The sequence below is a fragment of the Streptomyces sp. NPDC002784 genome, assembly GCF_053592135.1.
This window is the reverse complement of sequence record NZ_JBSFVD010000005.1, coordinates 192,771-218,099: the sequence shown is the minus strand read 5'-3', so window position 1 is coordinate 218,099 and position 25,329 is coordinate 192,771. Positions and strand designations below refer to the sequence as shown.

Annotated in this window: 15 protein-coding genes; 12 read left to right on the top strand and 3 right to left on the bottom strand. The window is 74.0% G+C overall.

Annotation, left to right across the window (positions count from 1 at the left end; all coding sequences use genetic code 11):
• Positions 1–428 precede the first annotated feature (428 nt).
• From ACWD1Z_RS13035 to ACWD1Z_RS13010, 6 genes are all read left to right on the top strand, one after another.
• A complete protein-coding gene (locus ACWD1Z_RS13035; RefSeq protein WP_451118159.1) occupies positions 429–1,211 on the top strand; it encodes an ABC transporter ATP-binding protein in 783 nt (260 codons plus the stop codon).
• Entirely contained in the window at positions 1,208–2,017 is an 810-nt protein-coding gene (locus ACWD1Z_RS13030) for an ABC transporter ATP-binding protein (RefSeq protein WP_451118158.1), read from the top strand. The genes ACWD1Z_RS13035 and ACWD1Z_RS13030 overlap by 4 nt, the downstream gene beginning before the upstream one ends.
• Positions 2,014–2,910, top strand: a complete 897-nt coding sequence (locus tag ACWD1Z_RS13025; protein WP_389417202.1) for a branched-chain amino acid ABC transporter permease — start codon at positions 2,014–2,016, stop codon at positions 2,908–2,910. Before ACWD1Z_RS13030 ends, ACWD1Z_RS13025 begins: the two co-directional genes overlap by 4 nt.
• Positions 2,903–4,033, top strand: coding sequence for a branched-chain amino acid ABC transporter permease (locus ACWD1Z_RS13020; RefSeq protein ID WP_451118156.1), 1,131 nt, complete (start codon positions 2,903–2,905; stop codon positions 4,031–4,033). Before ACWD1Z_RS13025 ends, ACWD1Z_RS13020 begins: the two co-directional genes overlap by 8 nt.
• The gene (locus ACWD1Z_RS13015) at positions 4,030–5,301 is read left to right on the top strand and encodes an ABC transporter substrate-binding protein (RefSeq protein ID WP_451118155.1); all 1,272 of its coding nucleotides are present in this window, start codon (positions 4,030–4,032) and stop codon (positions 5,299–5,301) included. The genes ACWD1Z_RS13020 and ACWD1Z_RS13015 overlap by 4 nt, the downstream gene beginning before the upstream one ends.
• A 176-nt stretch (positions 5,302–5,477) precedes the next feature.
• On the top strand, positions 5,478–6,338 hold the full coding sequence (locus ACWD1Z_RS13010) for a nuclease (RefSeq protein WP_451118153.1): 861 nt from the start codon (positions 5,478–5,480) through the stop codon (positions 6,336–6,338).
• A 22-nt stretch (positions 6,339–6,360) separates the two neighbouring features.
• On the opposite strand, the gene ACWD1Z_RS13005 is transcribed toward ACWD1Z_RS13010, so the two are convergent.
• Complete coding sequence (locus ACWD1Z_RS13005; RefSeq protein ID WP_451118151.1) at positions 6,361–7,023, bottom strand: peptidoglycan DD-metalloendopeptidase family protein; 663 nt, start codon at positions 7,021–7,023, stop codon at positions 6,361–6,363.
• Between the two features lie 198 nt (positions 7,024–7,221).
• Here ACWD1Z_RS13005 and ACWD1Z_RS13000 point away from each other — a divergent pair, with 198 nt between their 5' ends.
• Together ACWD1Z_RS13000 and ACWD1Z_RS12995 are read left to right on the top strand one after the other, a co-directional pair.
• Positions 7,222–8,025: an AfsR/SARP family transcriptional regulator gene (locus ACWD1Z_RS13000; RefSeq protein ID WP_451118150.1), complete on the top strand. Its 804-nt coding sequence runs from the start codon at positions 7,222–7,224 to the stop codon at positions 8,023–8,025.
• On the top strand, positions 7,944–8,840 hold the full coding sequence (locus tag ACWD1Z_RS12995) for a peptidoglycan-binding protein (RefSeq protein ID WP_451118148.1): 897 nt from the start codon (positions 7,944–7,946) through the stop codon (positions 8,838–8,840). The genes ACWD1Z_RS13000 and ACWD1Z_RS12995 overlap by 82 nt, the downstream gene beginning before the upstream one ends.
• Positions 8,841–8,850: 10 nt before the next feature.
• Here ACWD1Z_RS12995 and ACWD1Z_RS12990 read toward each other — a convergent pair whose 3' ends face one another.
• Complete coding sequence (locus ACWD1Z_RS12990) at positions 8,851–10,803, bottom strand: phospholipase D family protein (RefSeq protein WP_451118146.1); 1,953 nt, start codon at positions 10,801–10,803, stop codon at positions 8,851–8,853.
• A 52-nt stretch (positions 10,804–10,855) separates the two neighbouring features.
• On the bottom strand, positions 10,856–12,055 hold the full coding sequence (locus ACWD1Z_RS12985; RefSeq protein ID WP_451118144.1) for a DUF2235 domain-containing protein: 1,200 nt from the start codon (positions 12,053–12,055) through the stop codon (positions 10,856–10,858).
• Positions 12,056–12,310: 255 nt separating this feature from the next.
• On the opposite strand from ACWD1Z_RS12985, the gene ACWD1Z_RS12980 reads away from it, so the two are divergent.
• From ACWD1Z_RS12980 to ACWD1Z_RS12965, 4 genes are read left to right on the top strand one after another with little or no spacing between them, the layout of a single operon-like run.
• The gene (locus tag ACWD1Z_RS12980) at positions 12,311–13,384 is read left to right on the top strand and encodes a WD40 repeat domain-containing protein (RefSeq protein ID WP_451118143.1); all 1,074 of its coding nucleotides are present in this window, start codon (positions 12,311–12,313) and stop codon (positions 13,382–13,384) included.
• Between the two features lie 6 nt (positions 13,385–13,390).
• A complete protein-coding gene (locus ACWD1Z_RS12975) occupies positions 13,391–16,288 on the top strand; it encodes a DUF6603 domain-containing protein (protein WP_451118142.1) in 2,898 nt (965 codons plus the stop codon).
• A 49-nt stretch (positions 16,289–16,337) separates the two neighbouring features.
• The gene (locus tag ACWD1Z_RS12970) at positions 16,338–18,932 is read left to right on the top strand and encodes a hypothetical protein (RefSeq protein ID WP_451118141.1); all 2,595 of its coding nucleotides are present in this window, start codon (positions 16,338–16,340) and stop codon (positions 18,930–18,932) included.
• Positions 18,933–18,960: 28 nt separating this feature from the next.
• Positions 18,961–25,251 carry a hypothetical protein gene (locus tag ACWD1Z_RS12965; protein WP_451118139.1) on the top strand — a complete coding sequence of 2,097 codons (6,291 nt, stop codon included), beginning with the start codon at positions 18,961–18,963 and terminating at the stop codon, positions 25,249–25,251.
• Positions 25,252–25,329: the final 78 nt, after the last annotated feature.

The window sequence follows — 25,329 nt, the reverse complement described above, 5'->3', positions numbered from 1 at the left end:
CTGCCCCCGGCCCTGGAAACCCCGCAGCCGTAGCAGACGCCTGTTCTCGGCCCGTCGGCAATCCGTCCCCGCGTCCCGTTCCCGCCTGCCTGAACAGGCCCCGGCCGACCGGTCTTCCGTACGCGCCGCCCTTGCGCGGCCACCGGTACCGGGCGTGGCACCGGGCGCCGCGGCCCCTGCGCGGGGCACCGGCGCCGGTCCGGCCGGCGGCGCTTCGTGCGTTCTCACCGGCCGTGCCTACCCGGCCCCCCGTCCCGGAACCCCCACCGCCCTCTCCCTGGGCACCCGCACAACCCCTGACCGCCCCGGTTGGGACCACGCAGCGAGCACGCCGGAAGACCTGTTCCGCGCGCCCGCGCCCGTGCTGTCGTGAGCTTCCCTTCCCCGAAAGCCCCGTGCCCGTTCCGGCACGGATCCGAGGAGCCGTGATGCCCGAAGCACCACCGGACGAGGACCCGGCCCTGCACGTCGAAGCACTCGACGTCACCTACGGCCGTGCCCTGTCCGCCCTTCGTTCCGTGTCGCTGACCGTCCCGCACGGCGTCGTCGTCGCCCTGCTCGGCGCCAACGGCGCGGGCAAGACGACCCTGTTGCGGGCGGTGTCGGGCACCCTGCGCCTGCACCGCGGCGCGGTCACCGCCGGCCGCATCCGCTACGGCGCCACGGAACTCGACGGCCGCGACCCGGTCGCCGCGGTGCGCGCCGGCGTCGTACAGGTCCCGGAGGGCAGGCGGGTGTTCGCCGGGCTCACGGTCGACGAGAACCTCCGCACCGGCGGCCTCGGCCTCGGCCGCCGCAGCCCCGCCCTGGTGCGCGAGTCCCGGGACCGGGTGTTCACCCTGTTCCCGCGGCTCGCCGAACGCACCCAGCAGGCCGCCGGGCTCCTCTCCGGCGGCGAGCAGCAGATGCTCGCCATCGGCCGCGCCCTCATGGCCGCCCCCCGCCTGCTCCTGCTCGACGAGCCGTCCCTGGGACTCGCCCCGCAGATGGTGGCCCGGATCGCGGACGTGGTGAAGGAGATCAACACCCAGGGCACCGCCGTGCTCCTGGTCGAACAGAACGCCGGCATGGCGCTCTCCCTCGCGGACAGCGCCTACGTCCTGGAGGTCGGCGAGATCCGGCTGTCCGGGCCGGCCGACGAACTCGCCCGCACCGACGCCGTACGCCGTCTGTACCTGGGCGAGACCGCCGACGGTCAGGGGGCCGCGTGAACGACCGCACCACCGCACCGCCCGTGCTCGCCGTACGGGACGTCACCGTCCGGTTCGCCGGACTCACCGCCCTGGACGACGTGTCCTTCACGGTCGCCCCGGGAACCGTGCACGCCATCATCGGGCCCAACGGCGCCGGCAAGTCCACCTGCTTCAACGTGCTCTCGGGCCTGTACCGCCCCGCCTCCGGCACCGTCAGCCTCGGCGACACCGAACTGACCCGCCTCGCCCCGCACCGCATCGCCACCCTGGGCGTGGCCCGCACCTTCCAGAACATCGTCACCACCGAAGGCACCGTCGCCGACAACCTGATGCTCGGCCGGCACATCCTGTCCCGCGCGGGCTTCACCGCCAGCGCGCTGCGCCTGCCCAGTGCCGTGCGCGAACAGCGCGAGCACCTGGCCAAGGCCCGTGAGATCGCCGAACTCACCGGCCTCGGACCGCACTTCGACTCCCCGGTCGCGCTGCTGTCCTACGGCGACCGCAAACGCGTGGAGTTCGCCCGCGCCCTCTGTCTGGAGCCCAGTGTGCTGCTGCTCGACGAGCCCGTGGCCGGCATGAACGCCGCCGAACGGGCCCGTACCGCCGAGACGATCCGCGCCGTGCGCGCCGAACTCGGCCTGTCCGTGGTGCTCGTGGAGCACGACATGGGGCTGGTGATGCGGCTCGCCGACGAGGTCACCGTCCTCGACTTCGGCCGGGTCATCGCCCATGGCACCCCCGACGAGGTCCGCCGTGACCCCGAGGTGCTGCGCGCCTATCTCGGCACCGAGGCCACCGAGGCCACCGGGGAGGACGCGGCATGACCGGCTTTCTCGACAACGTGCTCAACGGCCTCGCCCTGGGCTCCGTCTACGCCCTGGTCGCCCTCGGCTTCGTCATCATCTTCAAGGCCTCCGGCGTCATCAACTTCGCCCACGGCTCGCTGCTCCTGCTCGGCGGCTACCTCACCGCCGTACTCCACGACGACCTCGGCTTCGCCGGCGCCCTCGCGGTCGCCGTGCTGGTCACGGCGGGCGTGGCCGGGCTCATGGACCGGTTCCTGCTGCAGGCGGGCGGGCAGGACGCACACACGGCCCATGTGCAGACGATCGTGACCATCGGCGTCGACATCGTCATCCTCACCGACCTCTCCCGCCGCATCGGCGGTGACCTGCTCTCCCTCGGCGACCCCTGGGGCGACTCGGTCAGCGGCCTCGGCCCCATCACGGTGGCCGACAGCAGGCTCGCCGCGATCGTGGTGTCCAGCGTCGTCATCGGCGGCGTCTTCGCGCTCTTCCGGTACACCAACTGGGGCCTGGCGCTGCGGGCTTCGGCGGAGGACATGGAGGCGGCGGCGCTGATGGGCGTACGGCTGGTGCGGATGCGCACCCTCGCCTGGTGCCTGGCGGGCGGACTCGCCGCGCTGGCCGCGGTGTTCCTCGCCGCGTTCCCGGCCCCCGGCCTGGAGCGCACGACCGGCCAGATCGCCCTGAAGGCCTTCCCGGCCGCCATCCTCGGCGGTATGGCCTCGCCGCCCGGCGCCCTCGCCGGCAGCATGCTGATCGGCCTGACCGAGGCGCTGGTCGCCGGATACCAGTCCGATCTGCACGTCCTCGGCGAAGGGTTCGGCGATGTCGCGCCGTACGCCGTGATGGTCCTCGTCCTTTTGGTGCGGCCCAACGGGCTGTTCGGCGCGAAGGGAGCGGCCCGTGTCTGAACTGCTGCGCCGCTACCGCGCCTGGACCGTCCTGCTGGTCGTCGTCCTGTGCGTACTGCCCTTCTACCTGGACGCCTTCTGGCTGCGCATCGGCCTGTTCTCGATGGCCGCCGCCGTCGGCGCCGTGGGCCTCGGGCTGCTGGCCGGCACCGCGGGCCAGCTCTCCCTCGGCCACGCCTTCTTCCTCGCCGTCGGCGCCTACGGCTACGTCTGGCTGGCCGGCGAGCCGGGCCCCGGGCTGCCGCCCGCCGTCGCCGTCGTCCTGGCGGTACTGCTCGCCGGAGCCGCGGGCGGTCTGTTCAGCCCCGTGGCGGGCCGGGTGCGCGGCATCTACCTCGGCGTGGCCACCCTCGCCCTGGTCTTCCTCGGCCACCATGTGCTGCTCACCGCGGACTCGGTCACCGGCGGCTTCAACGGCCGCTCGGTGCCCCCGCTGGAGATCGGCGGCTTCTCCTTCACCGGCTCCGACCCCGACCTGACGGTGATGGGCATACCGTTCGGCGCCGAGGAACGGCTGTGGTACCTGGGGCTCGCGCTGTTCACGCTCACCTGGTTCACCGCCCGCGGCCTGCGCCTGGGGCGCCCCGGCCGGGCCCTGGTGGCGCTGCGCGACAGCGAGACCGCGGCCGCGGTGATGGGCGTGCACGTCGCCCGCTACCGCTCGGCGGCCTTCGTGGTCTCCTCCATGTACGCGGGCCTGGCCGGGGTGATGCTCGCCCTCGCCTTCCGCCGCGTGGTCCCGGACTACTTCTCGCTGGCCCTTTCGGTCGACTACCTCGCGATGATCGTCATCGGCGGGCTCGGCTCGGTGGCCGGAGCCACCGCGGGCGCCGTCTTCGTCACCGCGCTGCCCCTGCTGATGACCCGCTACGCCGACCAGCTGCCCCTCGTGGCGGCCCCCGGCACCACCGACGGAGCGGTCGGCCCCACCGAGGCGGCCCGCTACCTCTACGGAGCGGCGATCGTCGTGATCCTGCTCTTCGCCCCCGACGGCCTGCACGGCCTGGTCCGGCGCACCCGCGCCCGGATCCAGCGCCGACGGGCCGCACCCAAGGACGCGGACCCCGCGACCGAGACCCCTTCATCCGCCTCAGCTGTACGAGCCAAGGAGCCGACACCGTGAATCACCCCAAGCACCGCACCAGGACGGTTCTGGCCGCCGCCGCGACGGCCCTGCTCCTCGCGGGCACCGGCTGTAGCTCCAAGGGGGACGGCGACACCGCCGCGGACGGCGCCGACGGCGTCAAGGCCGGGCCCGGGGTCACCGACAAGACCATCAAGCTGGGCGCCCTGACCGACCTGACCGGCCCGTACGCCACCCTCGGCAAGAGCATCGTGCAGGCCCAGCAGATGTGGGCCGACGAGACCAACGCCAAGGGCGGCATCTGCGGCCGCAAGGTCGAGATCGTCGTCAAGGACCACGGCTACGACGTGCAGAAGGCGGTCACCGCCTACGCCGACATCGCCCCGGACGTGGTGGCGATGCCCCAGGTCATCGGATCCCCGGTGGTCTCGGCGCTGATCGACGACATCGAGCAGGACGAGGTCCTCACCTTCCCGCAGGCCTGGGCGGCCTCCCTGCTCGGCAAGGACTCCGTGCAGGTCCTGGGCACGACGTACGACATCGACATGATCGCCGCCGTCGACTTCCTCACCCGCACCAAGGGCCTGGCCAAGGGCGACACCATCGGCCACGTCTACTTCGAGGGTGACTACGGCGCGAACGCCCTGGAAGGCTCGGAATGGGCCGCGAAGAAGGCCGGGTTGAAGGTCGTCGGCCAGAAGATCAAGGCCACCGACACGGACCTGTCCGCGCAGGTCTCGGCGCTGCGCAAGGAGGGCGTGAAGGCGATCCTGATCAGCGCCGGACCGGCCCAGACCGCCTCGCTGGTCGGCGTCGCCGCCTCCCGCGGGCTGCAGGTCCCCGTCGTCAGCAGCGCCCCGGGCTACGCCCCGCAGCTGATGAAGACGCCCGCCGCGGCCGCCCTGGAGGCCATGCTGAACGTGGTGAGCGCGGCCCCGGCCGTCAGCGCGGACATACCCGGCGTGAAGAAGATGGTCGCCTCCTACCAGAAGAAGTACCCGGGCGCGCTCGTCGACTCCGGTGTGCTCTCCGGCTACAACGCCGCCCAACTCATGGGCATGGACCTGAAGAAGGCCTGTGAGGGCGGCAGCCTCGCCCGGGCGGACGTGGTCGCCGCGCACCGCGCGCAGAAGAACGCCGACGCCGGTCTCGGCACCGCGCAGGACTTCTCCGACGTGACGAAGCCCGCGAGCCGTTCCGCGTACGTGCTCAAGCCCGACGCGAAGGCGGTCGGCGCGATGGTGATCGCCGAGGAGGCCAAGGAGGTGCCCGGAGCGGAGGAGTACCTGTCCTCGAAGGGTTCCTGACCCTCCGGCAGCAGTCCTCGGCCCGCGGTGCGGCACCGGCACCGCGGGCCGAGGTGCGTGGTGGCCCGTTCAGGCGCACCATCGAAACCGGGGGTTGCTGCCGGGACGGGGACGCGGTCCCGTGAAGCGGCGGGCAGCCGCCGGGCATCAGCACCGTTCACCGCTGAGGAGTCGCCATGCCCATGCTTCTGATCAAGGGCTTCTACGACCTCAAGGGCTCGCAGCCGGACGGGGACACGGTGCATTTCACGGCCGACGACCCGGCGCACTGGAGTCTCGTCGGCGGCGGGCGCGGCCGGGGCGTCGAGCACAGTGCGGTGGGCCGGGCGAAACTGCGGCTGGACGCGGTCGACGCCCCCGAGACGCACTACGGCCCGAACCGCGTCCACCAGCCGCTCGCGTCCGCCCATGCCGCGCGCGACGAGCTGCTGCGCGAGCTGGGTTTCACCGACGTCCAGCGCCGCCCCGACGAGACGGTGACCGCCACGACCCCGGAGACGGTTCCCGGCTTCGTGCTCACCCGCGGTGCCGACGTCCACGGCCGCTGCATCGCCCTGGCCGGGAGCGGAGCGCCCGAGGGGACCAGTGGGATGGAGATCGACGTGGACGAAGCCGTGCTGCGGACGACGGTCAACCACCATCTGCTCGCGCAGGGTCTCGCGTACCCGACCTTCTACCGCAGCCTGTTCACCACCCTGCGGGTCGAGCTGGCCACGGTCGCCGAGCTGGCCCGGGACGAGGGCCGGGGGCTGTGGCCGAGCGACACCACCCTGACCGGCGCGAAGATCACCGGCCTGTCCTCGCTGACCGACGACGTCCTCGTCCTGCCCAAGCTGTTCCGCCGACTGGTCGACTACCTCCGGCTCGGCATGCCGCCGGCCTGCGCTCCGGCCTTCCTGGCCGGCATCGGCGACCGCTTCTCCGTGCTGTCCACCGGTGAGCGGTGCGTGGGCCTGCACCGTGTCGTGGAGATCACGAACGGCCAGACCCTGCGGATGACCCATCCCCCCGAGGACCTCCTCTTCGAGGACGCCTGACCCGAGGCAGCGGTCCCGCCGTTCACCAAGTGGGCTTCGCGACGCTGCCGTAGGACCAGGAGGAGCCCTTCGACATCTCGAAGTGCAGGTGCGGGCCCGTGGAGTTGCCCGTGCTGCCGACCTTGCCGAGCTGCTGGCCGGCGGTGACGCGCTGACCGGCTCTGACCTTGCGCTGCGAGAGGTGGCAGTAGGTGTAGACGTGGCCGTTGTCCGCGGCCAGCCCGATCCACTGGCCGTACGCCCCGCCCTTGCCGTTGGACCAGGCGACCTTTCCGCTTCGTACGGCGACCACGGGGACCCCGGAGGGGGCGGCGAAGTCCTGGCCGGTGTGCCGGCCGACGCCGTCGGGCTTCCAGGCGTAGGGGCCGCGCTGGAAGAACCCGAAGGTGACCTTGTGGCCGGGGACGGGGGAGGGGACCCGCTTCTTGGCGGGCGGCTTGCCGTCGAGGCGGAACAGTCCGGTGAGGCGGCCGAGGGTGGCCAGGGAGGTGGGGCCCGGGACGCCGTCCGCGGCGGATCCCCTGAAACCCTGGGCGAGTTGCTCGGCGCGGTAGGCGGCCTTGGTCTGGGGGCCGAAGCGGCCGGTCACCTCGTCGATCTTGCGGCCCCTTTTGATCAGGGCCTTCTGCACGAGGCGTATGTCGTCGTTGCGCTTGCCGAACTGGACGTTGTGCACAGAGACCATGACCGCTCGCTCCCCGGTTCTCCCTCGCGTCCCCCCGACTGCCTCCGGGTCCGAAGGTACGGAAGCGGCGTCAGCGCGGCGTCAACCCGCCGTCATCGGGGGCGCCGGGATGCCGAGTTGCCGCAGGTGAACGAGGGGCCGACAATAGTGACAGGTACGCCTCATCGGCAGGATGGGGCATGTGAGGCGGTCAGGCCGATGTCCGCTCCCCCTGTGCTGCGCCTGCTCGGCCGGTTCCGTCTGGAGCTGGGCACCGAGCCCGTGGAACTGTGCCGCAACGGCCAACGGCTGCTGGCGTTCCTGGGCCTGCGCGGGCAGGCGTGCCGCACGGTCCTCGCCGGCACCCTGTGGCCCGAGGTCACCGAGGGACACGCCAGGGGCAGTCTGCGCACCACCCTGTGGAAGCTGCCGCGGTGCGAGCCGCCCCTCATCGGCTGCCGCGGGGACGCACTCCTGCTCACGCCGGCTCTGCGGGTGGACGTCCATGCCCTCGCCCGGACGGCTCTCGACGTGGTGGAGGGCCCCGGCCCGCCGCCGGACGTCCGGCCGCCGCTGGACCTGCTCACGGGGGAGGACCTGCTGCCGGGCTGGGACGAGGACTGGGTCCTCCTCGAGCGCGAGCGGCTGCGGCAACTGCGCCTGCACGCCCTGGACGCGCTCGCCGAGGCCCTGGTACGCCAGGGCAGGCCGGCCCTGGCGATGGAGGCGGCCTGGGCGAGCGTGCGCGCGGAACCGCTGCGCGAGAGCGCGCACCGGGCCGTCGTCGCGGCGCACCTCGCGGAGGGCAATATCGGTGAGGCGGTGCGCCACTACCAGGGGTTCCGCCGTCTGCTGGCGGAGGAGCTGGGCGTCGAGCCCTCACCCCGGTTCGCCCGGATGCTGCCCGTGCGTCCGGGCCGGCCGGACAGGAAGGCGGCATCATGCACCAGAGCGTTCGCGACTACTGGATCAGCTTCAACGACCCGCTCGAAGGGCGCGTCCACTTCATGTACCTGGATGTGAAGGGGTATGTGAGCACCGGCATCGGCAACAAGATCGATCAGACCGCACGGGACAACTCCGCCCCGACCGCGGAGGAACGCGCCGACTCGCTGGCCGCCGCCCAGCGGCTCCGCTGGCTGGTCAACGACGTGGACGCGGAGGCGACGGCCGAGGAGATCGCCGCCGAGTGGGACACGGTGAAGTCCCGGCTGGACCTCGCCCCCCTCGGGCACGGCCGGTTCGCGCCGCCGCTGACCCGCCTGCACGTCGGCGACGACGAGATCGACCGGCACGTCTTCGACAAGCTCGACGAGATGGAGTCGGTGCTCGTCGACCGCGTGGACGCCTCCGGGCACCGGGCCTTCGGGGAGTTCGCCTCCTGGCCGGCCAACGCCCAGCTGGCCACGCTCAGCATGGCCTGGGCGATGGGCCCGAGGTTCCGCTTCCCCACGTTCCAGGGCCATGTGAGCGGCCGGAACTGGTCCGGTGCCGCCGACGAGTGCCACTTCACCCCGGACGTCGGCACCATCGTCATCCGCAACAAGCTGGACCGGGCGCACTTCTTGCTGGCCCGCGCCGTGGAGGACCAGGGCCTGCCCCTGGAGCGGATCGCGCTGGACGTGTCGGACGTGTTCGGCGTCCAGGGGGCACTGCTCGCCCTGGGCTTCACCCCGCTGTCGCAGGACGGTATCGACGGCCCCCGCACCCAGGGCAAGGTCAAGGAGTTCCAGTCGGCGGGCGGCCTCGCCGAGAGCGGCGCCTTCGACGACCCGGACACGGTGGCGGCGCTCGCCGCCCAGCTCGCGGGCCGCGGCTTCACCGTGCTCGGAGCTTGACCAGCGGTCCTCAGCACACCGTGTGCGGATTGAGGAGGTTGCGCAGGAAGGACTCCGGGTCGGGGATGACGTCGGCCACGGCCCCCAGATCCATCTCCGGCACCAGCGTCAGGGGCAGGGCCGGCGGGCCGAGGACCAGCGGCGCCAGCAGCTGCCAGTTCTCCATGTGCTGGACCGTGCGCAGCAGTTCGCGCACCGTCTCGCGCCAGTCCACGGCAGGAACCTGGGCCGGCACGGGGAAGCTGACCAGATGGCCTTTCTTGCCGCCCGCGGTGGGCATGCGCGCGAGACCCGCCAGCGGATCCTCGTGCAGCGCGGGGTCCTCGTTGAGGTGCTCGCCCCAGATCTGGGTGCGCAGGTCACGCACGGACACCCCGACCGGGTGCGGCAGGCCCCCGGCGGTGCCCTCCGTCAGCTCGGTGTCGAAGACCCCGAGATGAAGCTCCGAATCCGTGGTGTGCGAGCGGAAGTTCAGGTTGGCGCTGCCCGCGGCGACGTACTGGTCATCGACGATCATCAGTTTCGCGTGGACGTAGATCTGCTGCGCCGACGCGGCCTGCTCCAGGTGGAAGCAGTGGACGTTCCCCGGAGCGAGGGAGGCGATGCGCTGGAGGGCCTCGGCCCGCAGGGCCTTGTGGACGTCCTTCAGCCCCGGCGCGTCGAAGTCGCGGGCGCTGACCAGGACGACCTGGACGCCCCGGGCGGCGGCGTCGCGCAGGTCGTCGACGACGGGGGAGGGCCACAGGTACTGGTCCTCGACGTAGATGTAGTGCCGCGCCCGGCGCAGGGCCTTGCGGTAGGCGGCCAGGACGGTGAACTCGCCGCCCGGCAGGAACGAGTAGACGCCCTTGCAGGTGAGGGTGCGCAGCACTTGCACCGCCTGGGTGCCCGAGGGCGGCAGCGGCGCGGGAGCCTCCGACTGCTGGATCGGGGCGGGTGCGACGTCGATGCGGCTGGGCCGGGTGGGATCGTTCCAGCGCTGCACCAGGCTCTGCCAGATCTGGCCGACGGCCGGCCCGAACACCGCGCACTGCACGTCGTGCCAGCCGGGCAGGGAGACCTTGATGCCCAGGAAGTCCGGTTCCCGCTGCCGTACGGGCGGATCGACGTGGGCGGCGTTGTCCCAGCGGTCCAGGCAGACGTCGATACCGCCGACGAACGCGCACGGCCCCTCGGCGGCGCCCTGCACCACCGCGCACTTCTGGTGGTGGGAGCCGAAGTCGGGGCTGACCCGGGCGTCGAGTACGGCCTCGGCCCCGGCGTTGACCAGCCCGGTACGGAAGTCGAAGTTGTCCTTGGACGGCAGGGTGGGAACCCTGGGCCTGCGCACGGGAAGCGTGGAGAAGTCCGAGCCGTACAGCAGCGCACGGACGGTGACGCCGTCGGCCCGCAGCTTCAGGAGCCGGTCGAGGATCCCGGGCGACCCGGCGAACGCCGGACGCAGCATCTGCTCCGGTGAGAACCGCCAGCCCGCGAAGAGCACCCGGTCCCCGGCGGTCAGGGCGTCCAGCCGATCGGCCAGGGCGGTGTAGTACGTCTCGCCGTCGACGAGGAAGAGCACCCGGTTGTCCAGGGTGAAGGCGGGGGAGCGGAACGGGCCCATCTCGGCGTCGGTCAGGAGCCAGTCCTGGGGCGCGACGGCCGGGGCGGGCGGCGGGCGTTCGGCGGCCGCCCGCATCTCGTCCAGCTTGCGGACCGTCAAAGGCCCGACGTCGTCGATCACGTCGGCCGGCGGAACCCCGAGTACCTCGGTCTTGAACCGGGCCACGGCGCCCGCGGTCTCGTCGCCGTAGTCGCCGTCCGCCCCGAACTGTGGCAGGCAGTCGGGGTCCCAGCCGAGCAGCGCGATCTGCACCTTCCCCACGGCCGGATCATCGCGGTGCCGCGTGCGCGAGATGCGGTCCCGGTCCTGTGCGATGGCTTCCAGCAGCGGATCGCCGGCGAAGAGTTCGGAGGTCAGCATCCCGGTCTCCTTCCTGCACGGGCGGGCGGGCCTCGGGCCCCGCGGCCGGGTGTCACGGGCTCCGGGGCAGGCCCTTGCCCCCGGCCGTGCGGGGCGCTGTCCCGGACGGCATGGGCGGCAGGCCCGCGGCCAGGCCGGGCAGCAGCACCGGCTCCAGCCGCACCCGCTCCTGAGCGGCGAGGTACGCCTCCAGCTGCGGGGGCCGGTAGCCCGGGTCCCGGTCGTAGCGCTCCTTGGCCGGTACGGCCAGGAACTCGTTGCCGTCGGGTTCGCCCTTGTCGTTCACCGCCTGCCCGATCGGCCGGTGCAGCGGCTTGGACAGGCGGTACATGCGCGTGCGTGAGTCGTGCAGCCGGCCCGCGCTGTCCGGCCGTACCCGGAAGTCGGTGCTCTCCTCGGGCCGCATCACCTTCGGTCCGGCCGCGTTGAGGGCGTCGAGGTCGAACTCCAGGCCGTACCGGCGGGCTTGGTCGACCATCCACAGCAGGGCGATGTCGGACAGGCCCGTCTCCTTGTAACCGCCACCGGCATCGCAGTGCACCCCGGAGAACCACACCTGCTTCAGCTCCTGGCCCTGCCGGTCGGCTTCCGGGCGCTGGTGCCACAGTGTGGGCCGGAAGGCCGAGCGCCGTTCGTCCACGGCCAGCGCGTGGAAGGCCGCCTGGACCCCGCTGCCCAGCTCGGTGTCGTGAAACGCCCAACGCCGGTTGAAGCGCTGCCCGTACGGCTGGAGCCACGGCGCGCTCGGCGCGGGGATGCCCAGGGCGCCGACCGTGTCCCACACCCCGATGAAGCGGATCTCCGTCTCGCGCGCGTAGGAGCGGCGGAACAACGTGGCGGCGGCGCCGTTGGGTTGCTCGATCCGGTCCCGGTACAGCGCCCAGGCCGGCGGAAGCCGGTCGGCGTGGTCCCGGCGCAGGATGCCGCCGTTGTGGATCAGCCCCGCCAGGCTCCGGGCGGTGAACGCGCCCCGGCTGAAGCCGAAGAGGAACAGCTCGTCGCCGGGCTCGTACGTCTCGACGAGGAAGCGGTAGGCGTTCACGACGTTCCGGGACAGCCCGACGCCGAACGCCCCGCCGCGCAGCCGCTCGCGCTGATGGGTGCCCACGCCGCTGTGGTAGTAGACGCGCTGCTCCTTGCCGGCCGCCGTGCCCGGCCGCACGGACAGGGCGACCTTGGCGACATTGGTCTTGCTGGGCTGGTCGGCGAAGTTCCAGGTGCCGTCGCAGCAGACGACCAGACGCTTGGTCATGATCCCTCCTGCCCGAGGAGCGGAGGAGCGCACAGCGCCCCTTCCATGCTGGCACCGCGGGGAAAGCCATGCCATGCGACGGCTGCCCGCGCCCCGCGGGCAGATGTGGCGAGTGCGGACAATCCGACTAGGCTGGTGAGTTGCAGCAAACGTTTGCGCCCGGATGTGCACTGCGGCGTGAGTTCGAGAGTCCATCCCGTCGGATCGCCGGCAGCTTCTTCAAGATCGATGTCGACTTCGAAGGAGGAGCCGCTCATGAGCGATCCCGGTACCGTCGCGCTCCGCACGCCCCAGGAAGGCTCCGTCCGGGCGATCGCCTTCAGCCCCGACAGCAAACGTGTCGCCACCGGCGGGGGCGACCCCCGCCTGCGGGTGAGCACGATCGAGATCGGTCCGCCCCCGCTCGAAGTGTCCGTCAGCGGCTCCGTGACCGGCATCGCCTTCAGCCCGGACGGCAGCAGGATCGCGGTGGCCGACTTCGAGGACGTCTTCCTGCGGGACAGCTCGACCGGCACGGCCGTGTGGCAGGGACCCCTCGCCCCGGGGACCTCGGTGAACACCGTACGGTTCACCCCGGCCGGACAGGTCATCGCGGCCACCGACACCCTGATCGCCGTACTCGACCAGGCATCCGGGGCGACCGCACGGCGCATCACCGTCGACCCGCCACTGATCGCCGATGTGGACCTCAGCCGGGACGGCACCCGGATCGCGGTCGCCGTCGACGAGCGGCACGGCGGAAACCACCAGCACGCCGGATCCGCGCGGGTGCACGACCTGGCCACCGGCGCCCAGCTCGGGCGGCTCACCCCGGACGACGCCGTCTTCGCCGTGGCGTTCGACCCGGACGGCACCCGGGTGCTGTGCTGCTCCGCCGACGACACCGTCCGGATGTTCCGGGCCCAGGACGGCAAGCAGCTCTGGCGCGTCCCGGAGACGGACGACGACCAGGTCACCGCCCCGCACTGCCTGGCCTTCGACCCCAAGGGCACCTGGACCGTGGTCGGCGGCGCCGACGGCTTCGCCCGCATCCTGGACGCGGACACCGGCGACGAGAGAGGCCGCGCCCCCAAGCTGACCCCCAGCTCCCCGCCGGACCAGAGCTTCGGTGCCGTCACGCACGTGGCGTTCAGCCCGAACGGCAAGCACGCCGCCGGCGCTTCCATCGACAACGTCGTACGGCTGTTCAACCTCGACGGCAAGGAGCTGTACGCCGTGCCCACCGAGGAGGTGCTGGCGATGGCGTTCAGCCCGAACGGCCGCTGGCTGGGCGTCGGGACCATGAACGGCGCCCTGGTGATCGACAACGGCGAAGCCGGCCAAGGGTGAGCCGCCATGAACCCGCAGGACCTCCTCCAGCAGCTCGCCGGTCACCTGCGCGCGCTGGCCCAGGACGCCGTGAGCGGACTGGTCGGCGCCCTGCCCGAGCCGGGCGAGGACCCCTCGGCCGCGGGAACCGTGCTCGCGGGCCGGCTCCTCGCCGCACACGGCCGGCTGCCCGCCGGCAACTCCCTGGTGGAACTCGTACGGGAGACGCTCGGCGAGCTGGACGGCGCCTCTCCCGTACGGCTGCACGGCTGGCGGCGGGCGGCCGGCGCCCCGCTCGGCACAGCCCTGGTCCTCAGCGACCCGGACGGGCCGGCGGGCGGGCGTGCCGTCCTCGGAGTGACCCCGGACGGGCCGGTCTTCGACGTGGTGGTCACCCCCGGCTCCGCCCTGACCCTGCCTCAGACGGCCCGGGGACCGTGGACCGCGGAGGCGACCGTCACCGCCGCGCAGGGCTGGGACGCCGCGTTCGGGCCCGGCCTGCCGCCCGCGCCGCCCGGCGGCAGCGCGATGATCAAGCTGCGCCGCACCGGCAGGCTCAGCGCCGGAATGACCGACGGGCCGGGCATGAGCGTCGACGGCATCGCCCTGACGGTGACCGCCGAGCCCGGCACACCCGCCGCGGTCGAGCTGGAGCTGCTGGGGTTCACCGCCGCCGTCCTGCCGGCCGCGCTGGCCCGGCTCCTCGGCATCGGCGCCGCCGGCCCGATGTCCGGCCCGCCCACCGCGGTCGTCCTGCGGGCCGACCGGGCCGGGGGCCTGCGCTTCGCCCGGACCGGCGGACTGCACGTGCCCTTGCCGCTCCGGCTCGACAGCCCGGCCGTGTCCAGCCGGGGCGCCGCCCTGCAGCTGACCTCCGACGGGGGCGAGCCACGGCTGGCCATGTCCGTGTCGGCCAGCGCCCAGCTGCCGGGCCTGCCCCTGCGCGTCCACCTGGACCGGGCCGGCATCGACCTGCCCGTCGCGTTCTCCCCGGCCACCCGCCCCGGCCTCGACCCGAGCCGGCTGCGCGAGCTGTTCCCGGACGGCATCGGAACCGAGCTCAAGGTGCCGCCCGTCTCCGGCGGCGGCCTGGTCCGGCGCACCCCCGACCAGGGCTACGGCGGCCTGATCTCCGTCGATCTGGGCGTGCTGCATCTCCAGGCGGTCGCCCTGTTCCGGCCGCCCGACGGCCGGTCGGCCACCAGCTTCCTCGTCCTGCTCGCCGCCCGCTTCCCCGCCCCGGGCATCCAACTCGGCCTGGGCTTCGCCCTGGACGCCGTCGGCGGACTGGTCGGGCTGAACCGGCGCGCGGACGTCACCGCGCTGCAGCAGCTCGTCGGCGACGGCAACGCCGATCACGTCCTGTTCCCCGACCGTGCGGTGGAACGCGCCCAGGAGATCATCGGCTCCCTCGGCTCGGCGTTCCCGGAGGCCGCCGGGCGGATCCTGGTGGGGCCGATGATCCGCCTCAACTGGGGCGGCCGGATGGTGTCGCTGTCCGGTGCGCTGATCCTGGAACTGCCCGCTCCGGCGCGCGCGATCATCCTGGGCCGGCTGCTGGTCGGGCTGCCCGACCCCGAGGTGCCGCTGATCCGGCTCCAGGCCGGTGTGCTCGGCCGGGTCGAGCCGGCGGTGCCGCTGGTGGAACTGCTGGTGTCGCTGTCCGGGTCGTGGATCGTGGGACTGGCCGTGCGCGGCGAGATGTACCTGCTCGTCCGCGGGGGCCGGCAGCCGCAGTTCGTCCTGTCCGCCGGCGGCTTCCACCCCCGTTACCCCCGCCCCGCCCGGGTGCCCGCGCTGAACCGGCTCCAGGTCGACCTGGCACCCGGCAACGGCTTCGGACTGCGCATGGAGGCGTACTTCGCCGTCACCGGCAACGCCGTGATGTTCGGCGGCCAGGTCCAACTCGACGCCACCATCGCCGGCTGCGGTGTGCAGGGCTGGCTGGGCCTCGACGCGCTGTTCGTCTTCGACCCCGTCTTCGCGTTCTCCGTGCAGGTACGGGCCGGAGTGGCGGTGCGTGCCTTCGGCCGCCGACTGGCCGGGATCGCCCTGGACTTCACCCTGGAGGGGCCCGCGCCCTGGCACGCCTTCGGCACCGGCAGCATCTCGGTGCTGTTCTGGGACGTCGAGCTGGACTTCGACGTCCGCTGGGGCTCCCCGCCCGCCGTCGCGCCGAAGGCCGGCCGCGATCCGCGCGAGGCATTGGTACCCGTCCTCGCGCGGTCGAAGACCTGGGCGGCGGAGCGGCCGGCCGCCGAACGCACCGCCCTGATGTTCACCACCGCGGCGAACGAGAAGCTGAACCAGGGCACCCTCGTGCACCCGGACGCCACCCTGCGCGTCACCCAGCGCGTGGTGCCGCTCGGGGTGCCGATCTCCCGGTTCGAGCGGCGGCCGGTACCCCTGCAGACCTGGACGGTGAAAGAGATCAGGTTCGGCACGCCGCAGCCCGCCGCCGGACTGCCCACCCTGCCCGAGCGGTTCGTGCCCGGGGAGTTCTTCGACCTCACCGAGGAGGCACAGCTCACCGAGCCCGCGTTCGTCAGCCACGCCGGCGGGGTGCGGGCGCGCGCCGACGGCGTCGGGCTGGGCACGGGCCACCGCGTCGACGACGGCTACGAGACCGGCTACGAACCGCCGCTTGAGCAGCGGGAGTTCTCCGGCTGGCACGGCTTCTTCCTCCGCGAGGCCGTGTTCGGGGCCGGCGCCGCCGAGCGGCTGGAACGCTGGCGCACCGCCCAAGCGGCAGTGAAGGTGCGCCCGCCCACGCTGAGCGTGGTCGCCGCGGCCTCCCTGAAGCCGCTGCTGGCCGACGTCACCCTGGTCGACGCCACCGCCGACGCCTGGCAGACGGTGAGCGGACAACTCGCGCAGCCGCCGGGGGCGTTGCGGCTCGTCGAGAACTGGGAGCTGGGCCGATGACCGCGCCGGGCGCGCCCGGCACGCCTCACCGACCCGTGGGGAGCGACGTATGAGCACACGGTGGTTCTTCTCCTCGGCGCGGGTCGGCGCCGCCGCCTCGGCCGACGGCCGGACCCTGCAGACGTCGGTGCGGTTCTTCCGGGACATCGAGGGCCGCCGCGAGGAGCCGGAGGTGCCGGGGCCGACCCTGTCCCTGGTGGGGCCGGGCGACGTCCTCGGCTTCGACCGCGCGATGGTGCTGCGGGAGGAGCCCCCGCCCGGCACGCCCGACGCCGCGGAGAACATCCTCGCGAGCGTCGAGCTCGCCCACGCCGACCTGCCCTGGCTGCTGTCCCCGGCCACGGTGTCCACGCCGGGCGGGCCCACCCCCCAGCCCTGGATCGTGCTCGTCGTGCTGGCCGAGGACGAGGCGGCCGCCCCGCGCCCCGGGCACCCGCTGCCCGTCCTCACCGCACCCGTCGCCGCGCTGCCCGCCCTTGCCGAGCGCTGGGCCTGGACACATGTGGAGGCGCGGCTGCCGGACGACGTGACCGACGTCGACAGCGCGCTGCGGCTCGCCGAACAGGGGGTGCGCAACCACTCGGCGGGCGTCGTCGGACGTCTGCTGTGCCCGCGCCGACTGACCCCCGACCGCGGCTGGATCGCCGCGGTGGTGCCCGCCACCGCCGCCGGACGGGACGCGGGCCTGAACGCGGCATCCGGCGCCGCGGCCACCGCGGACGCCTGGCCGGTGCCCGGCCGGGACACCGTCGACCTGCCCGTCTACCACTGGTGGACCTTCCGCACCGGGAAGGCGGGCACCTTCGAGGCACTGGCCCGCCGACTGAGCTTCCGGCCCGCCGCCGCGGCGGGACTCGGCACCCGGATCATCGACGTCAGCGCCCCCTGGCCCGCCGAGGAGGCCGTCGGATCCGCCACCGTCGCCATGGACGGCGCACTGCGGCCACCCGGCACCACGACGCCCGAGACCTGGTCCGACCCCGCGGCCCAGGACCGGTTCCGGGCGCTGATCCGCGCACGGGTCGACGCACCCGCCCTGCGCCGCGAAGAGATCGTGCCGGCCGACGGCGCACCCGGCGAGGGCGAGGTCGTGCCCGCGGACGGCGAACCCGTCCAGGGTGGGACCGCCGTCGCCGTCACCCCGCCGCTCTACGGCGGCCACCACACCGGCGAGCAGACCGTACCGGCCGAGCCCGGCAGCTGGCTGGGCACGCTCAACCTGGAGGTCCGCCGACGGGTCGCCGCCGCCCTCGGCGCCCGGTACGTGCAGCTGGAGCAGGAGTTCCTGATGGCCAGGGCCTGGGAGCAGGCCGGGGAGATCCGGCAGGCCAACCGGATGCTGGCGGCGGGCGAGCTGGCGGCCGTCGCCGCCGAACGGGCCCAGCACAAGCACCTCGACCCGCTGGGCCCGGCCGAGCTGATCACCGTCATGGCACCGGTGAGCGGGCGGCTGCCGGTGTCCGCCCCGCAACCGGACGCGGAGCCGACCACCCTGGCCTCCCTGCTCGTCGCGGCCGAGGATCTGCCGGCCGCGACGGCCAGTACCTCGTTCGTCCGGCTGACCCGCGCGGGCGGCGCCCTGGCCCGGCGGGGCCGGCGCGCCACGAACGGCGACGGGCAGCCGGCCGAGTCGTTCCTCGCGGGGAAGCTGCGCGACCTGGACATGATCGGCGACGATGCCCCCGAGGGCGGCATGACGGGCGAACTGCGGACCGGCCTGAGCCCCTTGCCGCTGCAAGTGCTGCGGCTGGCCGACCGCATCCCCGCCGACTTCTGGGCCGAGCGCACCGCGGACGACGACCGTCCGCTGCGGCCGATCATGGCGCACCCGAGGTTCACCGTGCCCATCGCCGAGGAACTGCTGGCCCGCTGGCCGGACTGGGCGCTGCCGGGCATCGGCGCGCTGCCGACGGACTCGGTGACGCTGCTGGAGACCAACCCCGAATTCATCGCCTCGCTGCTGGTCGGGCTCAACCACGAGTTCAACCGCGAGCTGCTGTGGCGGGAGTTCCCGACCGACCAGCGCGGCACCCCCTTCGCCCGGTTCTGGCCCGGCGACGGCGCGGACGTCGAGGAGATCGCGCTGTGGCCGCTCGACGCCCCGCTCGGCGGGCGGTTGCGCACCGGCGGCGAGGGCGACCTGGCGATGCTGGTCCGCGCCGACCTGCTGCGCCGCTTTCCCGGCACCGCCCTGCTCGCCGTGCGGGGGGTCGGCGGCAAGCTGCCGCCCGCCTTCGACGGCATCCCGGGCACCGCGCTGGCGCTGGACGAGTCCACCGTGCTCTACCTGTTTACCGGTCTCAGCGAGGAACGGGCCCGCGCAGAGGACTGGTTCTTCGTCTTCCGCGAGCCCATGCGCGGCACCCAGTTCGGCTTCGACACCGACCCCCGGCCCGCGGAGACGGACCCCGGCACTCCGCCCCCGGTGATGGCCACCTGGGCCGATCTCACCTGGGACGACGTCCGCCTGGACGCCGGGCGCTGCGTCCAGCTCGGTCACGCGCCCGGTCCGCCCGTCGGGCTGACCCAGCCCGACCCGCCGGTCTGGGCCCGGGACGCGGCCGACATGGCCCGTATCGCCTTCCAGCAGCCCTTCCAGCTGGCCTACCGCGCCACCTCGTTGCTGAGCGAGCGGCTGACCTGAGAGTGCCGAGGACAGGAGCAGTGGGGACATGAGCGACGCCTTCGCCGCCCGCGCGCAGTGGGACCGGGCACGCACCGCGGCGGCCACCGCGCGGGCCCTCGCCGATGAGCAGCTGACCGTGGTGCGGCGCCTGCGGGCGCACATCCAGGCCGGGCTCCCCGACCCCGCCTTCCCACCGGGCAGCGCGGACGCCCTCGCCGCGGCCGAGGCCGCCCTGCCGGAACTCCAGCGGGCGGCCGACGAGACGGACGCCCTGCTCGCCGAGGCACAGGAGGAGCTGGCCCGCGCCGTCGCGGAGGGCGAGGCACTGTTCCCCGACGACAACACCACGCCCATCGCCCTGCTGCCGGTACGGGTCGAGACCATCTGGTGGGAGCCGAGGACCCTGCGGGTGCGGATCTACCCGGACGACATCCTGCTGTCCCGGTTCGACCCCGCGCTCACCCCCGCCGAACTGGCCGCCGGTACCGCCTACTGGCAGAACCCCGGCCCCGAAGCGTGGCAGCAGGTGCTCACCAAGTTGCGCCCGGCCCGCGCCTCCTGGGCGGTCCGGGCCTGCCGCCCTGGGGCCCCGGCACCCGCCGCACGGTCCGACGACCCGCGGGAGCACCCCGCGCACACGGTGGTGATGCCGCAGCGCTGGCGCTTCCTCGGACTGTTCGAGGGTGAGGTGGTGGTCGACAAGCCGGGCCGCCCGGTGCCCGACCCGTTGCCGATCGATCTGCTGCGCGCCGAGGAGGAGGGCTGGGAGACCGACTGGTTCCAGGCGGTCAAGGCCGGCATGGGCGTCGAGCTGATCGTCCCGCCCGAGAAGCCCGAGAGCCTCGACCAGTTGCTGGTCGTCGGCGTACGCGACGACGCCCCGGCGGACGGCGCGGCCCGGCTGCGGGACCTGCTGCACGGACACCGTTACGGCGGCGGCCTGGGCCTGCTGCCCGCAGGCACCGCCACCAACAACACCCCGCGCGCCCGCTCGGGCTGGTCCTCGGCCCCCGCTTACCCTGGCCCGGACCCCGACCCGGAGACCGGGGAGCGACCGCTCGCCGACGCGCTCGTCACCGCCCTCGGCCTGCCGGACGCCGGCTTCCTGCGCGGCTGCCCCGGTGCCGCCGACGCCACCCCGCCGGCCGTCGCCGCGCTGACCCTGCTCACCTGGCCCACGCTCGGCAAGGGCTTCGCCGAGTCCGCGCTGACGACGGTCCACCTGGGCACCAGACAGCCCAACGGCGCGGCCCCCGAGGGGCCCTGGCGCGCGGTCCGCGACCACCTCGCCGAACACGTCCGCGGCCGCGGGCCGCTGCCCATGCTGCGCGTCGGCCGGCAGCCGTACGGCGTCCTGCCTGTCAGCGCACTGGACGACTGGCGCGCCGCGCGCGCGGACGACGTGGACGGCGTGATCGCGCCCTGGCTGACGCGGCTGCGGGACCGCTGGCGGGCGGTGGTGGACACCCGCGTGGTCCACGACAACGGCGAGGAGGAGCTGACCATCCCGCGCGTCGAACCGGGCAAGCCCGTGGACCGGGTCGCGGTCGAGGCGTTGCAGCGGCTGCCCGTGGCCACCGGCCTGGCCATGATCCGCATGAACGGGCCGGCGCGCGCCGTACCGCATACCTCCCTCGACGCGCCCCCCGCTGCCCTCGGCCTGCCCGGTCTGCCGCCCGACAACCTGCTCCGCTGGACCACGAACAGCAACGGCTGGACCTCGCTCGGCTGGAACCTGGACGAGGCCACCGGCGTCCCTGAGTTCGTCACCCGGCTGACCCCGGACCCCGAGGCATTCCCGGCCAGGGCGACGGCCACCGCGGACTACCTGGGGGCCGTAAGGGCGTTCCTGGCCGGTGAGTTGGACGCCCAGACCTACGACCAGCAGTGGCCGGTGGAACTGTCCACCGGACGGGAGACCCCGCCCCGGCGCAGCACGTTCTTCGACCTACCGGCCCTGACGGAGGAACCGGGCGAGGAGGAAGAGACACCGGCCGAGGACGGGGAAGGGACCGGGGAAGAGGGCGGGCAAGTCCCGGGCGACGAGCGGGACATGAGCGGTGTGCTCGACGCGCTGCTGTTCCTGCCCAACTGGTCCACCTTCCTCGGCGACCTCGACCCCGCCGACGACCCCCTGCGCCGGGCGCTCGCCGTCGTCGGCGACGTGGACCAACTGGTCGCGAACGTGCTGGAGGGCCTGGACGAGGGCGAGCGCGCGGAACGCGTGGCCGCCGCCGCCCCGGCCGCGGTCGCGCTGCCCCGGCTGGAGCGGGCGCTGCGCGCCCTGGCCGCCGTACCGGTGACCCGGCTGCCCGAACTGCTGCTGGAGGTCATCGACGTCCACTCGCACCGCCTGGACGCCTGGATCACCTCCCTGGCCTCCAAGCGCCTGGCCGAGCTGCGGAAGTCCGGCACCGAGGGCGTGCGGTTCGGCTGTTACGGCTGGGTCGAGGATCTGCGCCCGCCGGAGCCGCGGGAACAGCTCGACATCGAGCTGGACGATGTCACGACCACCGTCGAGCGGTCCGGGAAGGACGGCTACATCCACGCGCCCTCGCTGCACCACGCGGCCACCGCCGCCGTCCTGCGCTCCGGCTTCCTCGGCAACCCGGACGAGCAGAGCTACGCGGTCGACCTCACCTCCCGCCGCGCCCGGATCGCCCGGTGGCTCCTCGGCGGCGTACGGCAGGGGCAGAACCTGGGCTCGCTGCTGGGCTACCGGTTCGAGCGGGCCCTGCACGACGCCGAGCTGGACCACCTCATCGAGCGCTTCCGCCGCCAGTTCCCGCTCCCCGTCGTCCCCGAGACGCCGGCCGACCAGACCGACGCGGACCTGTGGGCGCGCAGCGCGGAGGCGGTGGCCGCGCGCAACGTCGTCGACGGTATGGCCCTGGCGCGGGCCGGAGTCGGCGCGATCGACCAGGCCGGCGTGAGGGACGGGGCGCCGCTGGTCGCCGCGGACAGCGACCGGGCGGCGGTCACCCCGCTGCTGGAGGACCTCGCCGACGCGCTGGACGCCGTTGGGGACCTCGTACTGGCCGAGAGCGTCCACCAGTTGGTCGGCGGCAACCCCGTGCGCGCGGGTCTGACCGCCGACACCCTCGGCCGCGGTGAGGACGTGCCGGACACCTTCCGGGTCCTGCGCACCCCGCACCGGGCCCGCGCTCTGACCCACCGCACCGCCGTACTGCTCCCGGCCGAACCGACCGCCCCGACCGGCTGGCCCGCCGATCCACTGGCCAAGCTGCAATCCGCCCTGGAGTCCTGGACAGCCCACCTCCTCGGCCCGGCCCCCGCCTGGACCATCGAGGGCCGACTGGGCAACGGGCGGGGTGGGCAGGGCGGCCAGGGCGGCCTAGGCGGGCCGGATGGGCAGGACGGCCAAGGCGGGCAGGGCGGCCAGGGTGGTCAAGGCGGTCAAGGCAGCCAGGACGAGCAAGGGGAGAGCCGCCCGTTCGCCCTCACCGCCGACCAGCTGGGGCTGGGCGCGCTGAGCACCGTACTGGACGCGGCGGCCGCCGAACCGGCCGGGCTGCGCAGGGCGGTGCAGGCCGCGGAGGGGGTCTCGGCGGACACCCCCGTCCTGTTCACCGGGTCCGGCTGGAGCGCACTGCACGGCCGGGCGGCCCGCATCCGGTCCCTGCTGTCCACCGCGCAGCCGCTGCTGCCGTCCCACCTCCCCGACGGCGCCGCGGGCCGCTCGGTGGACACGGCGAAACTGCGCACCCGCCTCGCCGACTTCGCCGAGAGCCCGCTGCTCCAGGGACACCCCGCCCAGGACGCGCTGCGCGCGCTGGCGAGCGAGCGGGTCATCCCGGAGTCGTCCGCCTCCGGCCCGGCCACCGAGCACGTCCCCCGGGAGTCGTCCGCCTCCGGCCCGGCCACCGAGCATGTCCCCCCGGCGACGACCGGCTCCGGCCCCGCCACCGAGCATGTCCCCCCGGCGACGACCGGCTCCGGCCCCGCCACCGAGCACGTCCCCCCGCCGACGACCGGCTCCGGCCCGGCCTCGGAGCAGGCCACCCCGAAGACGGCCGAATCCTGGCTGACGCGGGTCCGGACGGCCCTGTCCGCGGTGCTGGGCGCGGACCTTCCGCTGCTGCCCGATCTCACCGGCCCGGCACCGGCGGAACGCGGCGACCTGCCCGGCGCCGCCGTCGAGGACTGGCTGCGCCGCAACGCGGCCGTACGCCCCGTCGTGCGCACCCTCCACGAGACGCTGCTGCTGGCCGGGAACCGGTCCGGGCGCGTGGAGCGGCTGCGCGCGGCCCAGCATCCGGCGGCCGAGGGCGACGCCTGGATCGGCGGCACCTTCCCGGCCGGGCGGCGCCCGCCCGCCACGACCCATCTGGTGTGGCACGCACCGGTCGACATCCCGGCGGGTGCGGCCGTCACCGGGATCGTCCTGGACGAGTGGATCGAGCTCCTGCCCGGCGGGGACCAGCCGCCGCCCGGGCCCGAGCCGGCGCCGCCGACCGAACTGACCGGCGTCGCCTTCCACTACGACCGCCCGGACGCCAAGGCGCCCCACAGTGTGCTGCTCGCGGTCCCCCCGGACCTGGAGCGCGGCTGGACCGCAGACGGTCTGGTGCAGGTGCTGCGGGAGACCCTGGAACTGGCGAAACTGCGGGCCGTCGACCACCAGGACCTGTCCAGGGTGAACTCGCTCCTGCCCGGCATCCGGATCGCGCAGCAGAGCGCGACCGGCCGGGCGCTGTCCAGGATCGAGACGAAGCGCGACGACACCGACCCGGAGGGCCCCTTCCAGCTGGAGCCCCGGCACCGGGCGAGCGACGTCGAGGCCGGACTGGCCGCCCGCGTGCACGACCCGCTGTGGCTGCTCACCCGGCAGTGGCAGTTCGGGGAGTTCACCGCGCAGGACGCCGGTTCCCCGGCGGTCGTACGGATGAGCGGCAGCAGTGCCCCCCTCGACGCCTGGCGCCCGGCCGGGGCCGCCGACTGGATCCCCTACGACCTCGGCCAGGGCCCGCTGGACACCCGGATCGAGGACGAGCCCGTCCGGGCCGACGACGAACGGCTGCGCGTCGAGGGCGGCGCGGCGCTGCTGCGGATGTGCGACGACGCGGGCCTGCTCGCCGCCGCCCGCACCCAGCTGGCCCCGCACGGGTTCCGGACCGCCGCCCCGGACGCTTCGGGCCTGGTCGGCCTGCTCGACGGCGGGACGCCCGACGCGCGGTCGGTGGCGGCGGCACTCGACGCGGGCACCTTCGACGCCGGGCCGGAGCCGCGGCTCGGGGAGGTGGCCGGCCGGTGGCGGACCTGGTGGGCCGCACAACTGGCGGAGCACGGCCCGGACTGCTTCGACCCGCATCGCGGCGAGTACGCCGCCGAACTGTCCACCGGCGGTACGGTGCTGCGCGCCGAGGAGTACCAGGGCGACGGCCTGGACTGGTACTCCCTCGACGTCCACCCCGACCCCGACATCGAGGCGGCCCCGGCGGGCCCCGGCCGGGCCTTCGCGGAGGAGGGCCTGCCCTCGACGGTGCGCTACGGCGGGCTGCCCGCCGACCGCTTCTGGGAGATGGAGGACGCGCGCGTCGACCTCGGCGCGGCGGACGTGTCCACGCTGGACACCGGGCGGCTGCTGCTGATCTCGTTCGCCACGGTCTTCGGCAACGACTGGTTCCTGGTGCCGCTGGAGGTGCCGACGGCCTCGCTGACCGTCCTGGACCGGCTCCTGGTGCGTGACGTCTTCGGCCGCCACCACCTCGTCGAGCGGGCCGGACGCGACGATCCGTCCTGGTCGATGTTCACCCTGCACGGCCCCGACCCGGACCACCCGGCCGGCTCCGGCCTGCTGCTGGTGCCCTCCGAGCGCGGCCAGCCGGGACAGCCCCTGGAGCGGGTGCTCCTGACCCGCGACGAACTGGCCAACCTCGCCTGGGCCGTGCAGCCCCACTACACCGACGACCGGGGCGAACCGGTCGACCGCCGCGACCACTGGGCCCGCACCGCGCCGCCCGAGTCCGTGCCCGGGGACCTGCCCGCCTACGCGGTCCGGACGATCGTCCCGGACTTCTGGTTCCCGCTGGTCCCCGAGGCGGTCAAGGCGGGCCGGATCCGCTTCCGCCTGGCCACCCTCACCGGCCCCGGGCTCGACTCCCGCCCCGAGGGCCGCCTGATCGCCCCGGGCCTGTGGCTGCACGAGGAGGAGGTTCCCCGCGAGGGCGTCCTGCTCGCCCGCCGCCCGGTGCTGGCCCGCTGGTTCGACGGCTCCTGGCACAGCTGGGTCCGCAGGGAGAAGACGCCCGGTACGGGCGAGAGTTCGAGCGGACTGGCCTTCGACACGGTACGGCCCACCGACCCCTGGCCGTGACCCCGGACGCCGACCGACGCCGCTTCCCAGGCGTCGACCGTCCCAGGGATGGGGAGAAAGCGCTTGCGCAGACGATCA

Excerpts from the sequence above, each read along its gene's own strand:
- ACWD1Z_RS12985 (WP_451118144.1), bottom strand. The coding sequence starts at position 12,055 with ATGACCAAGCGTCTGGTCGTCTGCTGCGACGGCACCTGGAACTTCGCC.
- ACWD1Z_RS12995 (WP_451118148.1), top strand. The coding sequence starts at position 7,944 with ATGCACCAGAGCGTTCGCGACTACTGGATCAGCTTCAACGACCCGCTC.
- ACWD1Z_RS12970 (WP_451118141.1), top strand. The coding sequence starts at position 16,338 with ATGAGCACACGGTGGTTCTTCTCCTCGGCGCGGGTCGGCGCCGCCGCC.
- ACWD1Z_RS12965 (WP_451118139.1), top strand. The coding sequence starts at position 18,961 with ATGAGCGACGCCTTCGCCGCCCGCGCGCAGTGGGACCGGGCACGCACC.
- ACWD1Z_RS12975 (WP_451118142.1), top strand. The coding sequence starts at position 13,391 with ATGAACCCGCAGGACCTCCTCCAGCAGCTCGCCGGTCACCTGCGCGCG.
- ACWD1Z_RS12980 (WP_451118143.1), top strand. The coding sequence starts at position 12,311 with ATGAGCGATCCCGGTACCGTCGCGCTCCGCACGCCCCAGGAAGGCTCC.
- ACWD1Z_RS12990 (WP_451118146.1), bottom strand. The coding sequence starts at position 10,803 with ATGCTGACCTCCGAACTCTTCGCCGGCGATCCGCTGCTGGAAGCCATC.
- ACWD1Z_RS13025 (WP_389417202.1), top strand. The coding sequence starts at position 2,014 with ATGACCGGCTTTCTCGACAACGTGCTCAACGGCCTCGCCCTGGGCTCC.
- ACWD1Z_RS13035 (WP_451118159.1), top strand. The coding sequence starts at position 429 with ATGCCCGAAGCACCACCGGACGAGGACCCGGCCCTGCACGTCGAAGCA.
- ACWD1Z_RS13005 (WP_451118151.1), bottom strand. The coding sequence starts at position 7,023 with ATGGTCTCTGTGCACAACGTCCAGTTCGGCAAGCGCAACGACGACATA.
- ACWD1Z_RS13010 (WP_451118153.1), top strand. The coding sequence starts at position 5,478 with ATGCCCATGCTTCTGATCAAGGGCTTCTACGACCTCAAGGGCTCGCAG.
- ACWD1Z_RS13000 (WP_451118150.1), top strand. The coding sequence starts at position 7,222 with ATGTCCGCTCCCCCTGTGCTGCGCCTGCTCGGCCGGTTCCGTCTGGAG.